Below are 16,214 nucleotides of genomic sequence, written 5' to 3'. Positions count from 1 at the left end.
AGACATGACGACCGAGCACCCCGGCTCCCCTTCCGCCTCCGCGCCGAAGTCCCCGGCGAGGCCCCGTCGTCGAGCACCGCCCGTGGTGCCCGTCCCGCGTGACGCCTTGCTGCCGCTCTCCTTCGGGCAGCAGCGGATGTGGTTCATCGAGCAGCTCACGCCCGGGGGCATCTCCTACAACGTCCCGTACTTCGCGCGGCTCACCGGAGCGTTGGACGTCCCCGCGCTGGAGCGAGCACTGGCCGTGCTGGTGGAGCGGCACGAAGCGCTGCGCACCACCTTCGCCATCGTGGACGGTCAGCCGGTGCAGCGGATCGCGCCATCGCTGTCCCTGCCGCTGCACGTGGAGTCGCTGGAGGCGATACCCGCGTCCGAACGGGAGCAGGTCCTGCGACAAGCCGCGGAGACGGAGGCGCGCGTGCCCTTCGACCTGGGCGCGGGACCGCTGGTGCGTGTGCGGCTCTTGCGGCTGGGAGAAGCGGAGCACGTGCTGCTCCTGATGCTGCATCACATCTGCTGCGACGGCTGGTCGCTCACGGTGATGGAGCGGGAGCTTCAAGCGCTCTACGTGGCCTATCGCGCCGGCACGACGCCCGTGCTGCCCACGCTGCCGGTGCAGTACGCGGACCATGCGGTGTGGCAGCGGCAGTGGCTCCAGGGCGAGCACCTCCAGCAGCAACTGGAATGGTGGCGAGGTGAGTTGTCGGGAGCGCCCGCCGCGTTGGAGCTGCCCACGGACCGGCCCCGCCCCGCCGCGCAGTCCACGCGGGGCGCGGTGTACCGCCATGCGCTCCCTCCGGCATTGGGCAAGGCGCTGGAAGCGCTGTGCCGCAAGCAGGGCGTCACGTTGTTCATGGCGCTATTGGGTGGGATGAATCTGCTGCTCTCGCGGCTGAGCGGCCAGGACGACATCGTCATCGGCTCCCCCATCTCCGGACGCACGCGCCAGGAGGTGGAACCGCTCATCGGCTTCTTCATCAACACCCTGCCCCTGCGCGTGCGGGGTGAAGGTGCGCTCGGCTTCGGAGAACTGCTGCACCGCGTGCGCAAGACGTGCCTGGACGCGTACGCGCATCAGGAAGTGCCCTTCGAGCAGTTGGTGGACGCGCTCCAACCCGAGCGCGACCTGAGCCGCCCGCCCCTGTTCCAGGTGTTCTTCACGCTCCAGCACTCGGCCGTGCCCGCGCTGGAGCTGGAGGGGCTGCGCACCTCCGAGCTGGACTTCGAACCGGGCGTGTCGCGAATGGACCTCACCGTCTTCCTGCGCGAAACGCCGGAAGGGCTGGTGGGGCTCTGGGAGTACAGCACCGACCTCTTCGACGCCGCGACGGTGGCGCGCTTCGCGGAGCACTACACGCGCCTGCTGGAGGCCGCGGTCGCGGAGCCGGAGCGTCCCGTGGCCACGCTTCCGCTGCTCACCTCGATGGAGCGGCAGCGCCTGCTCGACCAGGGGACGGGAGCCGCCGTCCCCTACCCTCGCGATGCGTCCCTGCCCTCGCTCTTCGCGGAGCAGGCCGCGCGGACGCCCGGCGCCGTGGCCGTGGAAGCGGGAGGCCACCGGCTCACGTATGCGGAAGTGGAAGCACGGGCCAATCAGCTCGCGCACCACCTGCGTGGGCAGGGCGTGCGGCTGGGAACACCGGTGGGCCTGTGCGCGGGCCGGTCGCTGGAGATGGTCGTGGCGACGCTCGCCATCCTCAAGGCGGGAGGCGCCTACGTCCCGCTGGATCCAGGCTATCCCCCCGAGCGCCTGGACTTCATGGCGCGCGACGCCCGCATCACCGTGCTCCTGTTGGAGCAGGGACGCGAGTCCTCGCTGAAGGGTTTGGCCTCACGGGTCGTGGTGCTCGACCCGTCCTGGCGGACCTTCGAGGCTCAACCGAAGGCAGCGCCCGAGGTGCACGTCCCCGCCGATGCGCTCGCGTACGTCATGTACACGTCCGGGAGCACCGGGCAGCCCAAGGGCGTGGGCGTTCCCCACCGGGCCGTGACGCGGCTGGTGAAGGGCGTGTCCTACGTCCGGTTCCGCGCCGAAGACGTCGTCCTCCAACTGGCCACCACGTCGTTCGACGCCGCGACGCTGGAGCTGTGGGGAGCGCTGCTCAGCGGCGCGAAGCTGTTCCTCTATCCACCGGTGACGCCGTCGCTGGAGGAACTGGAAGCGACGCTGGAGCGAGAACGCATCAGCGTGCTGTTCCTCACCACTGCGTTCTTCGAGCAGATGGCGCTGAACCGGCCCGCGGCGCTCGCTCGCGTGGGGCAGGTGCTCGCGGGCGGCGACGTGCTGTCCCCGCTGGCCGCGCGCAAGCTGTTGGACGCGGGCCGAGCGGTCATCAACGGCTACGGCCCCACGGAGAACACTACGTTCTCCGCCACGTATCAGGTGAAGCGAGACATGGACGCGCGGATGCCCGTGCCCATTGGCCGCCCCTTGGAGAACTCCCAGGCGCTGGTGCTGGACGCGCGCCTGGAGCCGGTGCCGCCCGGAGTCGTGGGCGACCTGTACGTGGGAGGCGACGGTCTCGCGTGGGGCTACATGGACCGGCCGGAGCTCACCGCGGACCGCTTCGTGCCCCATCCGTGCAGCGACGTCCCCGGTGCCCGGCTGTACCGCACGGGCGACCGTGCACGGTGGCTGCCTTCCGGCGAGCTGGCCTTCATGGGGCGCGCGGACACGCAGGTGAAGCTGCGCGGCTTCCGCATCGAACTGGGGGAGATTGAAACCGCCCTGCGCCACCTGCCTGGCGTGGAGGACGCCGTGGCGGAGGTGCGCGAGTACGCGCCCGGCGACAAGCGACTGGTGGCCTATGTGACCGGCGCGAGCGTGGACGTGAGCACGCTGCGTTCGCGCCTGTCCGCCCAGCTGCCGGCGCCGCTGGTCCCGTCCGCCTTCGTGAAGCTGGACCGGCTGCCGCTGACGCCCGTGGGCAAGGTGGACCGAAGGGCGCTCGCCACGCCCGTGGGCGACACGCTCACGGAGGACGGCTACGTGGCGCCAGTCACCCCGACGGAGACGGCGGTGGCGGAGGTCTGGGCCGCGCTCCTGGGCCGAACGCGCGTGGGCACGCAGGACTCCTTCTTCGAACTGGGTGGGCACTCGCTGCTCGCCACACAGGTCAACTCCCGGTTGAGGGAGACGTTCCAGGTGGACCTGTCCGTGCGAGCGCTGTTCGAGGCGCCCACGGTCACCAGCCTCGCGGCGCGCATCGATGCACTGCGAATGGAGAGCAGCCGGATCCAGTCCCTCCCGCTGACTCCCGGTCCCCAAGACGGCTGGTTGCCGCAGTCGTTCGCGCAGCAGCGGCTGTGGTTCATCTCGCAGCTCGACACACTGGGGTACTCCTACAACGTGCCCATGGTCACCCGGCTGCGGGGCGCGCTGGACGCGAATGCGCTGGAGCGAAGCCTCGCGGAGATCATCCGCCGGCACGCGGTCCTGCGCACCACGTTCGACGAGGTGGAGGGTCTGCCGGTACAGCGCATCGGGCCGGCATGGAACTTCACGTTGGTGAGAACGGACGTGGAGGCCGCGAAGCTCGCGGAGCACCTGTCCACGGAGGCCCGGCGCTCGTTCGACCTGCGGCGCGGCCCCCTGATGAGAGGGCTGCTCCTGCGAGTCGCGGATGACGACCACGTGTTGATGCTCGTCATCCACCACATCGTCTTCGACGGGTGGTCCATCGACGTGCTCCAGCGCGAATTGAACGCGCTCTACCCCGCGCACGGCCAGGGCACATTGCCGCCCCTGTCCCTCCAGTACGTGGATTACGCGCGGTGGCAGCGTGAGTCGTTCCAGGGGGAGGAACTGGAGGACCAGCTCGCATGGTGGAGGGAGGCGCTGGCGGGAGCACCGCCCGTGCTGGACCTGCCCACCGACAAGCCACGTCCGCCCGTGCAGACCTTCCAGGGCGCGAACTTCGAGGTGCTGCTGCCCCAGCCCCTCCATGGCTCGCTCCAGCTGCTGGGACAACGCGAAGGCGCCACTCTGTTCATGACGTTGCTGGCGGGGTTCCAGGCCCTGCTCGCGCGCTACAGCGGCCAGGATGACGTTGTCGTCGGCTCACCCATCTCCGGCCGCAATCGCCGTGAGGTGGAAGGACTCATCGGCTTCTTCGTCAACACGCTCGCCCTGCGCGCGGATGTCTCTGGCTCGCGCTCCTTCCGGCAGTTGCTGCGCGGTGTGCGTGAGAGCTGCCTGGGTGCCTTCGCGCATCAGGACCTGCCGTTCGAACAGCTCGTGGACGCGCTCAAGCCGCCGCGCGACCTGAGCCGGACGCCCCTGGTGCAGACGATGTTCGTCCTGCAGCGGGCCGCGACGCCGTTGTCCCTGCCCGGCCTCGCGGTGGAGGACTTCCCGTTCCAGTCGGGCGTCTCCCGCTTCGACCTCATGCTGTTCATGCGGCAGACGCCGCACGGTCTCGTCGCCTACTGGGAGTACAACACCGCCCTCTTCGAGGAGGCGACCCTCGCCCGGATGGCCGGGCATTACGTGCGGTTGCTCGAAGGCGTTACCGCGAACCCCGAGCTGCCCTTGGCGGACCTGTCGCTCCTGTCGCGGGAGGAACGCGAGCAACTCCTGGTCGCATGGAACAGCCGCGAGGAACGGATTCCCGAGTCGGGGCTGATCCACGTCTGGGTGGGGGCGCAGGTCGCGCGGACACCGGATGCCATCGCGGTGACGAACGGCGCGGAGTCGCTGACCTACGCGCAACTGGATGCGCGCGCCAATCAACTCGCCCATCATCTCATCGCCCTGGGCGTCACGCCGGGCAGCTCCGTCGGGCTGTGCCTGGAGCGATCCAGTCTCGACATGCCTGTCGCCGTCCTCGCCACCCTCAAGGCTGGCGCGGCCTACGTCCCGCTGGATCCGAGCTACCCAGCCGAGCGCCTGGCCCTGATGGTGGAGGACACGCGGGCTCCGGTCGTCCTCGCGCATGAGGGCTTCGTGCGGGCCCTTCCGCCGGACACCTCCGCGCGCATCGTGATGATGGAGACCGTCTCGCTGGCTTCCCGCTCCACCGCGTCTCCGAAGGTGAGGCTGTCACCTGAAGCGGTCTGCTACGTCGTCTTCACCTCGGGCAGCACCGGCAGGCCCAAGGGCATCGCCATGTCCCACCGGGGCATCGGCAACATGCTCGCGTGGCAGACCCGCCGCGCCGTCCGCGCGGAAGCCACCACGCTCCAGTTCGCCTCACTCAACTTCGACGTCTCCTTCCAGGAGATCTTCGGCACGTGGTGCATCGGTGGCCGCCTGCTGCTCAGCTCCGCCGAACTGCGCCGCGATCCACCCGCGCTGCTGCGCTTCCTCACCCAGCACCGCGTGGAACGTCTCTTCCTCCCCTTCGTCGCGCTCCAATCGCTGTCTGAAGCAGCGCGCACCGCGACGGAACTGCCCCCACTCAACGAGGTCATCACCGCGGGCGAACAACTCCAGGTGACGCCCGCTCTCGTCGCCCTCTTCGAGCGGCTGCCCGGCTGCGTCCTCGAAAATCAGTACGGTCCTTCGGAGACCCATGCGGTCTCCGCGTGGCGTGCGTCGGGTGTCCCGAGCACCTGGCCCGCCCTGCCTCCGGTCGGAACACCGCTGCCTTCGGTCCAGGCCTACGTGTTGGATCCGCGCCGCGAGCCCTGCCCAGTCGGGGTCCCGGGCGAGCTGTATGTGGGCGGTGAAGGACTCGCGCACGGCTACCACGGCCGGCCGGACCTCACCGCGGAGCGCTTCATCCCCTCTCCGTTTGGACCCACTCCGGGCGCACGCCTCTACCGCACGGGTGACAAGGCCCGCTGGCTCGCGGACGGGCAGCTGGAGTTCCTCGGCCGCCTGGATGGGCAGGTGAAGCTGCGTGGCTTCCGCGTCGAACTGGGCGAAGTGGAAGCAGCCCTGCGCGTCCTGCCCGACGTACGCGACGTGGTCGTCGTGGTGCGCGAGGACACACCGGGCCACAAGCGACTGGTCGCCTACGTGGTCCAACCGGAAGCATCCTTCTCACCGGAGGCGCTGAGGCAGTCGCTGGCGCGACGGCTGCCGGAGCACATGGTGCCCTCGGCCCTGGTGCGAATGGACGCGCTGCCGCTGGGCCCAAGCGGCAAGGTGAACCGCAACGGTCTGCCCGCGCCCAAGGAAGAAGCCGCGGACGACTCCGGGTTCCTGGCCCCGATGACGGCGGTGGAGAAGGTGATCGCGGACATCTGGGCGTCCCTGCTCGTGGTGCCGCGCGTGGGCCTGCAGGATCATTTCTTCGAGCTGGGTGGGCACTCGCTGCTCGCAACACAGGTGGTCTCCCGGTTGCGGGAGGCCTTCCAGGTGGACGTGTCCCTCCGTGTCCTCTTCGAGGCGCCCACCGTCGCGCAGCTCGCCGCGCGGCTGGAGGAGCATCTTCACGGCGCGAACCGGAAGGCCGTCCCGCCGCTGGTCCCCCAGCTGCGCGGCGAGCTCGTTCCGCAGTCATTCTCCCAGCAGCGGCTGTGGTTCGTCTCGCAGCTGGACACCAGCGCGCACGCCTACAACCTGCCCCTGGTCACCCGGCTGCGGGGACGGCTGGACACACACGCACTGGAGGACGTGCTCAACGTCCTCATCCGACGTCACGAAGTCCTGCGCACCACGTTCGACGAAGTGGACGGCCAGCCGGTGCAACGCATCGGGCCCGCGTGGAAGCTCACCGTGAAGCAGGTGGACGTGGAGCCGCGCATTCCGCTCCAGCGCCAGGTGGAGGCCGAAGCACATGTACCGTTCGACCTGCGGCGAGGCCCCCTGATCCGAGCCACGCTGCTCCGGATCGCGGACGAGGATCAGGTCCTCATCCTCAACTTCCATCACAGCGTCTTCGACGGCTGGTCCATTGCCTTGCTCCAGCGGGAGCTGGATGCGCTCTACCTCGCCCGGCTCCAGGGCACGGAGGCCCAGCTCCCGCCCATTTCCATCCAGTACGCGGACTACGCGCTGTGGCAGCGCGCGTGGTTGCAGGGCGACGTGCTGGAAGAGCAGTTGGCGTGGTGGCGCGAGCAGCTCGCGGGGGCACCGCCCGTGCTGGACCTGCCCACCGACAAACCGCGTCCGCCCGTGCAGACCTTCCAGGGCGCGTACATCGAAGTCCCCCTGCCACCCGCGCTGACCAGCGCCCTCTTCGCCATGGGCCAGCGCGAGGGCACCACGCTGTTCATGACGCTGCTGGCGGGATTCCAGGCCCTGCTCGCGCGCTACAGCGGACAGGACGACGTCGTCGTCGGCTCGCCCATCTCCGGCCGCAACCGCCGTGAGGTGGAAGGGCTCCTCGGCCTCTTCGTCAACACGCTCGCCCTGCGCGCGGATGTCGCTGGGACGCGCTCCTTCCGCCACCTGTTGCGCGGCGTGCGCGAGAGCTGCCTGGGCGCCTTCGCGCATCAGGACCTGCCGTTCGAACAAATCGTGGAGGCGCTCAAGCCGCCACGCGACTTGAGCCGCGCGCCGCTGATCCAGGCCCTCTTCGTCCTGCAACAGGCGGCCGTCCCCTTCTCGTTGCCCGGCCTCCAAGCAGAGGACGTTCCGTTCCAGACGGGCGTCTCCCGCTTCGACCTCATGCTCTTCGTCCGCGAGTCGGAGCAGGGGCTGACCGCCTTCTGGGAGTACAACACCGCCCTCTTCGAGGAGGCGACCCTCACCCGGATGGCCGGGCACTACGTGCGCATGCTCCAAGGAGCGGTCCGCCATCCCGAGCAGCCCCTGTCGGCCCTGCCGCTCCTCTCCGAAGAGGAACGGCAGCAGGTCGTCGTGACGTGGAACGCCGCGAAGGACCTCTCTTTCGAGCCGGGCCTCATGCACCGCTGGGTGGAGGCGCAGGTCGCTCGGACACCGGAAGCAGTCGCGGTGACGAACGGCGCCGAGTCGCTGACCTACAGGCAACTGGATGCACGAGCCAATCAGCTCGCGCACCACCTCATCGCCCTGGGCGTCACGCCGGGAAGCTCCGTCGGGCTGTGCCTGGAGCGCTCCAGCCTCGACATGCCCGTCGCCGTCCTCGCCACCCTCAAGGCCGGTGCAGCCTACGTCCCGCTGGATCCGAACTATCCGGCCGAGCGACTGGCCCTGATGGTGGAGGACACACGCGCTCCGGTCGTCCTCGCGCATGAAGGCTTCGTGCGGGCGCTGCCACCAAGCACCTCCGCGCGCATCGTGACGATGGAGACCGTCTCACTGGCCTCCCGCTCCACCGCGTCTCCGAACGTGAGGCTGTCTCCAGAAGCGGTCTGCTACGTCGTCTTCACCTCGGGCAGCACCGGCAGGCCCAAGGGCATCGCCATGTCCCATCGAGGCATCGGCAACATGCTCGCCTGGCAGATCCGCCGCGCCGTCCGCAGGGAAGCCACCACTCTCCAGTTCGCTTCGCTCAACTTCGATGTCTCCTTCCAGGAGATCTTCGGCACGTGGTGCATCGGCGGCCGACTGCTGCTCAGCTCCGCCGAACTGCGCCGTGACCCACCGGCACTGCTGCGCTTCCTCACCCAGCACCGCGTGGAGCGCCTCTTCCTCCCCTTCGTCGCGCTTCAATCCCTGAGCGAAGCAGCACGCACTACGGCGGAGCTGCCCCCGCTCAACGAGGTCATCACCGCGGGCGAACAACTCCAGGTGACGCCCGCCCTCGTCTCCTTCTTCGAACGGCTGCCCGGCTGCGTCCTCGAAAACCAATACGGCCCTTCGGAGACGCACGCCGCCAGCGCATGGCGGGCTTCAGGATCTCCGAGCACCTGGCCCGCGCTTCCTTCGGTGGGGACGCCGCTGACCAACGTCCAGACCTACGTCCTGGATGCCCGCGGGAATCCGAGCCCCGTCGGCGTCCCAGGAGAGGTGTTCATCGGAGGCGAAGGGCTCGCGCACGGCTATCACAACCGGCCAGACCTCACCGCGGAGCGCTTCGTGCCCTCACCGTTCAGCGCCACGCCGGGCGCCCGCCTCTACCGCACTGGCGACAAGGCGCGCTGGCTCGCGGATGGACAACTGGAGTTCCTCGGCCGCCTGGACGGCCAGGTGAAGCTGCGTGGCTTCCGCGTCGAGTTGGGCGAAGTCGAGTCAGCCCTGCGCGCCCTGCCTGATGTGCAGGACGTGGTCGTCGTGTTGCGCGAGGACACCCCGGGCTTCAAGCGACTGGTGGCCTACGTGGTGCAACCGGAGACGGCCTTCTCCGCGGAGGCGCTGAGGCAGGCACTGGCGCGACGGCTGCCGGAGTACATGGTGCCTTCGGCGCTGGTGCGCATGGACGCGCTGCCCCTGACGCCCAGTGGCAAGGTGAACCGCAACGGCCTGCCCGTTCCGACGGAAGAGGCCATCCCCGGCACCGTCTACGTGACCCCGGTCTCCGCGGTGGAGAAGCTCATCGCGGACATCTGGGCACCGCTGCTCGGTGTGCCGCGCGTGGGCACGCAGGACCACTTCTTCGAGCTGGGCGGCCACTCGCTGCTCGCGACCCAGGTGGCCTCCCGTCTGCGTGAGTCCCTTCAAATGGAGCTGCCCGTACGCGTGCTCTTCGAAGCCCCGACGCTCGCGGAGCTGGCCGCGCGAATCGAAGCCCTGCGCCAGGAAGCCCATCCCCTCCAGGCACCGCCCCTGGTGCGCACGGAGGCCGGAAACTCCGCGCCCCAGTCCTTCCCGCAGCAGCGGCTGTGGTTCATCGACGCGCTCGCACCGGGCGGGTTCGCCTTCAACGTCCCGCTGTTCATCCGGTGCAAGGGACCGCTCGACGTGGCCGCGCTGGAGCGGTCACTCGCGGCGCTCATCGACCGTCACGAGTCCCTGCGCACGGTGTTCGCGGAGGAGAACGGCCAGCCCGTTCAGCGCGTCCTGACCTCGGTTCCCTTCGCGCTCGCCTTCGAGCGGCTGGAGGACGTGCCGCCCCAGCAGCGCGACACCGTCCTGCGCCAGCGAGCCGAGGAGCGGATGCGCCACGTCTTCGACCTGCGCACGGGTCCCCTGCTGACGGCGACGCTGCTGCGGCTGGATGCGGAAGACCACGCGCTCTTCCTGCTCATGCATCACATCATCACGGACGGCTGGTCCACGGACGTGATGGGGCGCGAGCTGGGCGTCCTCTACGACGCCTTCACCCGGAACCAGACGCCGCGCCTGCCGCCACTGCCCATCCGATACACGGACTACGCCCGCTGGCAGCGCGCGACGTTGCAGGGCGAAGGGCTCGACGCGCAGCTCGCGTGGTGGAAGCGGCAGTTGAACGGGGCGCCCCACGCGCTTGAGCTGCCCACCGACCGACCGCGTCCGCCCGTGCAGGCCCAGGCGGGCGCGGCCCACATGGTGCGGATCCCCGCCGCGGTGGATGCCGCCGTGCGCGAACTGTGTCACCAGCAGGGCGTCACGTCCTTCATGGCGCTGCTCGCGGGCTTCCACGCCCTGCTGTCGCGCTACAGCGGGCAGGACGACGTGGTGGTCGGCTCGCCCATCTCCGGCCGCAACCACCGCGAGGTGGAGGGGCTCATCGGCTTCTTCGTCAACGCCCTGCCCCTGCGCGTGAAGGTCTCCGGCGCCGAGTCCTTCCAGGTCCTCCTCGCCCGTGTTCGCGAGACGTGCCTGGGCGCGTACGCGCACCAGGAGGTGCCCTTCGAACAACTGGTGGACGCGCTCCAGACGCCGCGAGACCTGAGCCGCACGCCCGTGTTCCAGACCGTGTTCGCCCTCTTCAAGGACTTCCCCGGCTTCCCCCTGCGAGGACTGGAGACAGCGCCGGTGCCCTTTGATCCAGGGCTCGCGAAGCACGACCTCACACTGTTCATGCGCGAGTCCGCCACCGGGTTGCTGACGCACTGGGAATACAACACCGCGCTCTTCGATGCGGCGACGGTGGAGCGTATGGCCGGGCACTACCTGCGCCTGCTGGAGCAGGTGACGCGAAACCCGGAGCGTCCGCTCGCGTCGCTGTCGCTGCTGACAGAGGCGGAGCGCCAGCAGGTCCTCGTCGAGTGGAACGACACCGCGCTCGATGTCCCCGCGGACCTCCGTGTGCCCTCGCGCATCGCGGAGCAGGCGCGGCTGAGGCCGGAGGCGCTCGCGCTGGCGGGCGACAGGCAGCAACTGACGTTCGGGGAGTTGGAGACCCGGTCGAACCAGCTCGCGAACCTGCTGCGCTCACAGGGTGTGAAGCCGGAGACCGTGGTCGCCCTGTGCGTGGACCGCACGCCCGGCTACGTGTGGGGCGCGCTCGGCATCCTCAAGTCGGGCGGGGCCTACGTGCCCATGGACCTGACGTGGCCGGAGGCCTGGTGGCGGCACGTGCTCATGGACAGTGGCTCGCGCATCGTCGTCACCCAGCAGGCCTTCGCCTCCCGTTTCGAGGGATGCGGCGTGCGCGTGCTCTGCCTGGACACGGAGCCCACGCTGGAGACCCATCCAGTCACCGCGCCCGCAGTGACACTGCACGCGGAGGCGATGGCCTACGTCATCTACACGTCGGGCAGCACCGGCCGGCCCAAGGGCGTCGCGGTGACGCACGGCACGCTGGCGAACCTCGTCGCGGGTCTCGGCACGGCGGCGGGGATTGAACCGGGAGACCGTGCCACGCTCCTGACGGGGCTCGCGTTCGACGCGACTGTCTTCGAGACCTGGCCGTCGCTCTCGCATGGCGCCAGCCTCCATCTCCCCTCGGACGAGGTGCGTGCGGAGCCCGCGCGGCTGGTGCGGTGGCTCGCGACGGAGGGCATCACGCTCACCACGCTGCCCACGCCCATGGCGGAGGCCGCGCTGGAGCAGCCATGGCCCGCGGACATGCCGCTGCGCCGGGTGCATGTGGCCGGCGACGTGCTGCACCGCCGTCCGGGGCCCTCCGTTCCGGGCCAGTGGCTCAACTGCTACGGCCCCACGGAGAACACCGTCATCGCGACCTCCGGCGCCGTGAAGCCCGAAGCGGCCGAAGGACTGCTGCCTCCCATCGGCAGCCCGGAGCCCAACGTGCGCGTGTACGTGCTGGATGGCGCGGGACAGCCCGTGCCTGTGGGCCTGTGGGGCGAGCTGTTCCTGGGAGGCGCCCAGGTGGCGCGCGGCTACCTGGGTCAGCCCGTGCTCACGGCGGAGCGCTTCGGACCGGATCCGTTCTCTCAAGACCCCGGCGCGCGCCTGTACCGCACGGGCGACGTGGTGCGGTGGCTCGCGGACGGGACGCTGGAGTTCCGGGGCCGCGCGGACTCGCAGGTGAAGCTGCGGGGCTTCCGCATCGAACTGGGCGAGGTGGAGGCCGCGCTGCTCTCGCAGCCCTCGGTGAAGGAAGCGGTAGCGCAGGTGCGCGAGGACGTGCCGGGACAACGGCGGTTGGTCGCGTACCTGGTGCTCCGCGAAGGGGCCGCGTTCACGGTGGACGCGCTTCGTTCCTCGCTGCGGCGATCGCTCGCGGAGCACGCGGTTCCGTCGGCGTTCGTGGTGCTGGAGCGGCTGCCGCTCACCGCGAACGGCAAGCTGGACCGCAAGGCACTGCCCGCACCGGACGTGCACCGGCCCGAACTGAGCGAGGACTATCGCGTCCCCGAAGCCGGCCTGGAGCAGACGCTGGCCGCGCTCTGGGCCGAAGTGCTGGGGCTGGAGCGCGTGGGCGCGAGCGACAACTTCTTCGACCTGGGCGGCAACTCGCTGCTGCTCCAGTCCGTGCACGCGAAGCTGGAGGCGCTGGTGGGCCGCAAGGTTCCGCTGATCACCCTCTTCCAGTACCCCACGGTGCGCGCGCTCGCAGGACACCTGTCACCGCCGAAGGACACGCCACCTGCGGCGGCTCCCTCGCCCGCACAGGACCCGGGCGCGCAGCGGCGAGACAACCTGCGGCGCATGGCCCAGCGGCGCGGCCGTCCGGGCTCCAGCTGAGCCGGTCACTCACGGAAGGAAGGCCGCGAGCTTCGCGCCCAGCCCCTCAGCGTTCCCGCCCGTGAGCATCGACTGGTGGTCACCGGGCACGGTCTCCACCCGGAGCACCGCGCCCGAGTCCAGCCATTCGAGTTCCACGTGCTTCGGCATGTGCTCGATGACGGTCGCCGCTCGGAAGAACTGGAGGGTGCCGCCCTCGAAGCGGGGCATGGGGTAGTCGCGCAGGGCCGTCATGTTCGCCTCCCAGACGCGCACGTAGCGCCGCTGCTGCTCCGGATCCGCGAGGACCTGCTCCTGCGCGAAGCCCACTCCGCCCGTCCGGGCCCGAGCGATGTCCCCGGGGCCCGGCGTGTCGAGCATCGCGCACAGCGGCACCGCGTGGCCTTCCGCCGTCAGCCGGCGGGCCATCTCGTAGACCACCGCGCCGCCGAACGACGCGCCCACCAGTAGATACGGCCCCACGGGCTGCAACGCGCGCAGGCCCTCCAGGTAGGCCGTCGCCATCTCGTCGACGGACGTGTGCAGCGGTCCGTCCGGATCCAGGCCCCGGGACTCGAAAGCGTAGGCGGTCCGGCTTGCGTCGATGGCGCGCGCCAGCTCCCGGTAGAACACCGCCTGGCCTCCGGCCGCGTGCACGAAGAAGAGCGGCGGACCGCGAGTGCCCTGCTGGAGCGACGCGACCCCGGGTGGCAGGGACTGGCCCTCCTCGCGTCCGCCCAGCTTCCGAGCCAACAACTCCACCGTGGGCGCGGTCAGCATCTCCTTCAGCGCGAGCCGCTTGCCGAAGCGTTCGGAGATCATCGCGAGCAGCCGGAGCGCGACCAACGAGTCGCCACCCAGCGCGAAGAAGTCGTCGTGGATGCCCACGTCATCCAGGCGGAACAGTGTCTGGAAGCACTCGACCAGGGACTGCTCCGTGGCGTCACGGGGTGCCACGCGCTCACCGCGACGGGGAGCCTGAGCCTTCGACTTCGAGGGTCCGGTCGCCTTCGCCTTGGCCGCCATGGCATCGCGTGCGACGGGGCTCGGCGCGGCGTCGTCCAGGCTGTAGTGCTCGCGGTCGAAGCTGTAGGTCGGAAGGTCCACGCGCCGACGCCGCTCGCCGTCCCGGATGCGTTCCCAGTCCACGTCCACGCCCGCGGCCCACGCTTCGCCCAGAGCCGCCAGGGCGCTCCCAGGCGCGTCGCCCTTCGTCGGCAGGGTGGCCAGCACGGGCTGCGTCTTGCGCGCCGGATGTTGCCTCGTGAGCGCGGTGAGCGTCGTGCCCGGACCCACCTCAATCAGTGCGCGGTCCCCGGACTCCAACAGGCAGCCCAGCGCATCGGAGAAGCGGACCGTATGCCGCAGGTGCCGGACCCAATAGTCAGGTGACGTCGCCTCACGCTCCTGGAGCCAACGGCCGGTGAGGCTGGACACGACGGGCAGTGATGGCGCGCGGAGCTTCACGCGGGCCACTTCCCGAGCGAAGCCTTCCAGGTACGGCTCCATCATGGAGGAGTGCGCGGCGCGCGCGTAGCGCACCCGCTTGTGCTCGATGCCCCGCGCCGTCAGCGCCTGCTCCGCCGCCTCCAACTCCGGCAGCGGTCCAGAGAGGACACAGGTCTCCTGTCCGTTGATGGCCGCTACCGACACGGCCGGCCCCACGAGCTCCGAGACCTGCTCCACGGACGCGAGCACGGACAGCATCCCACCCGGTGGCATCGCCTCCATCAAGCGTCCGCGAGCGACGACGAGGCCCAGCGCTTCCTCCAGCGTGAACACACCCGCGAGGCACGCGGCCACGTATTCGCCGAGCGAGTGCCCCAGCAACGCGTCCGGCTTCACGCCCCACGACAGCCACAGCTGAGCGAGCGCCCAGTCGCAGACGAACAACGCGGGCTGGGACCACAGTGGCCGGTCCAGCTCACGGGCCGCCGCGTCGAAGCGCTCGGGGCCCGCGAAGAGGATGTCGCGGAGGTCCGCGCCCATGGGACCGCGAAGCCACTCCGCGCACGTGTCGATGGCAGCGCGGAACGCCGGCTCGCGAAGGAACGCCTCGCCCATGTTCACCCGCTGCGCACCGCCGCCCGGGAACAGGAAGGCCACGCCGCGAGACTCGCCCTCGTCGAACACGGTGCGGATCCGAGGAGGCGCGTCCTCACCGGCAGAGGACCGCCCCTCCAGCAGCGCCGCCGCATCCTCGCCCGGACGGACCACGACGAAGCGGCGCCACGGGAAGCGCGCACGCCCCACCTGCAACGTATGAGCGACATCCGCGAGCCAGGCGCCCGAAGCAGGGGGCGCGGACCGCGCGGGTGATGCGGCGCCGTTGTCCACCCCCGCCTGCCGTTTCACCGCGACCGCTTCCGCATGCGAAGTCGCTTCCGCGCGCGAGGCCGCCGCAACGGGAGCCGCATGCTCACGCAAGCGCTCCGCGAGCGCCGCGGTCATCCGCTCCAGCGCGCCCTCCGTCTTCGCGGACAAGAGCAGCACCTCTTCACCGCGCCGGGGCGCATCCGTCTCCGGGAGCGCCGGCGCCTCCTGCAACACCACGTGCGCGTTCGTGCCTCCAATCCCCAGCGCCGTCACCCCCGCGCGCAGCGGCAACGGACCCTCCCAAGCACGCGTGCTCCCCACCACCTGGAAGGGACTGCCCTCCAGCTCCAACATCGGATGCGGCTTCGTGAAGTGCAGCGTCGGAGGCAGCGTGCGGTGCTCCATTGACAGCACCGTCTTGATCACCCCCGCCACGCCCGCCGCCGCGTCCAGGTGCCCGAAGTTGCTCTTCACCGCGCCCAGACCACACGCACCCGGAGGAGCCCCCTGGAACACCTGCTTGAGCGCCGCGACCTCAATCGGATCCCCCAACGCCGTCGCCGTCCCGTGCGCTTCCACATAGGACACGTCCGAAGGCGCCACCCCCGCCACCGACAGCGCCTCGCGGATGACCGCCGCCTGCCCCTGCACCGAAGGCGCCGCGAACCCCGTCTTCGCGCCCCCGTCGTTGTTCAGCGCCGTGCCCAGCACGATGGCGCGGATGCTGTCCCGGTCCGCCACCGCGTCCGCCAGCCGCTTGAGCACCAGCATCCCCACGCCATTGCCCACCGCCGTGCCCGCCGCGTTCACATCGAACGGCCGGCAGCGCCCATCCGGCGCCAGGATGCCGCCCTCCTGGTTGCGATGCGCCCCCAGCTGCGGCGTGCGGATGGACACGCCCCCCGCGAGCGCCAGGTCGCACTCGCCAGCGAGCAGCGACTGACAGGCCAGGTGCAACGCCACCAACGACGTGGAACACGCCGTCTGCACCGTCATCGCCGGCCCCGTCAGGTCCAGCTCGTACGACACCCGCGTGGCGAGGAAGTCCCCGGAGAGCCCCAGCGCCCCCGCCAACCCCGCGGCCACGTCC

2 protein-coding genes are annotated in these 16,214 nt (G+C 70.3%); one reads left to right on the top strand and one right to left on the bottom strand.

What is annotated here, in order from left to right:
• Positions 1-82 precede the first annotated feature (82 nt).
• Positions 83-12,829 carry a non-ribosomal peptide synthase/polyketide synthase gene (locus D7V77_RS31770; RefSeq protein ID WP_158624528.1) on the top strand — a complete coding sequence of 4,249 codons (12,747 nt, stop codon included), beginning with the start codon at positions 83-85 and terminating at the stop codon, positions 12,827-12,829.
• Between the two features lie 9 nt (positions 12,830-12,838).
• On the opposite strand, the gene D7V77_RS31765 is transcribed toward D7V77_RS31770, so the two are convergent.
• Positions 12,839-16,214 (bottom strand): type I polyketide synthase (locus tag D7V77_RS31765; RefSeq protein ID WP_120580032.1); only part of this gene is annotated, 3,376 nt, incomplete at its 5' end.

The sequence above is a fragment of the Corallococcus sp. CA041A genome (assembly GCF_003612075.1).
Taxonomy (GTDB): Bacteria; Myxococcota; Myxococcia; order Myxococcales; family Myxococcaceae; genus Corallococcus; species Corallococcus exiguus.
Note: the sequence above shows the minus strand (reverse complement) of the source record. Positions and strands in the feature narration are given on the sequence as shown.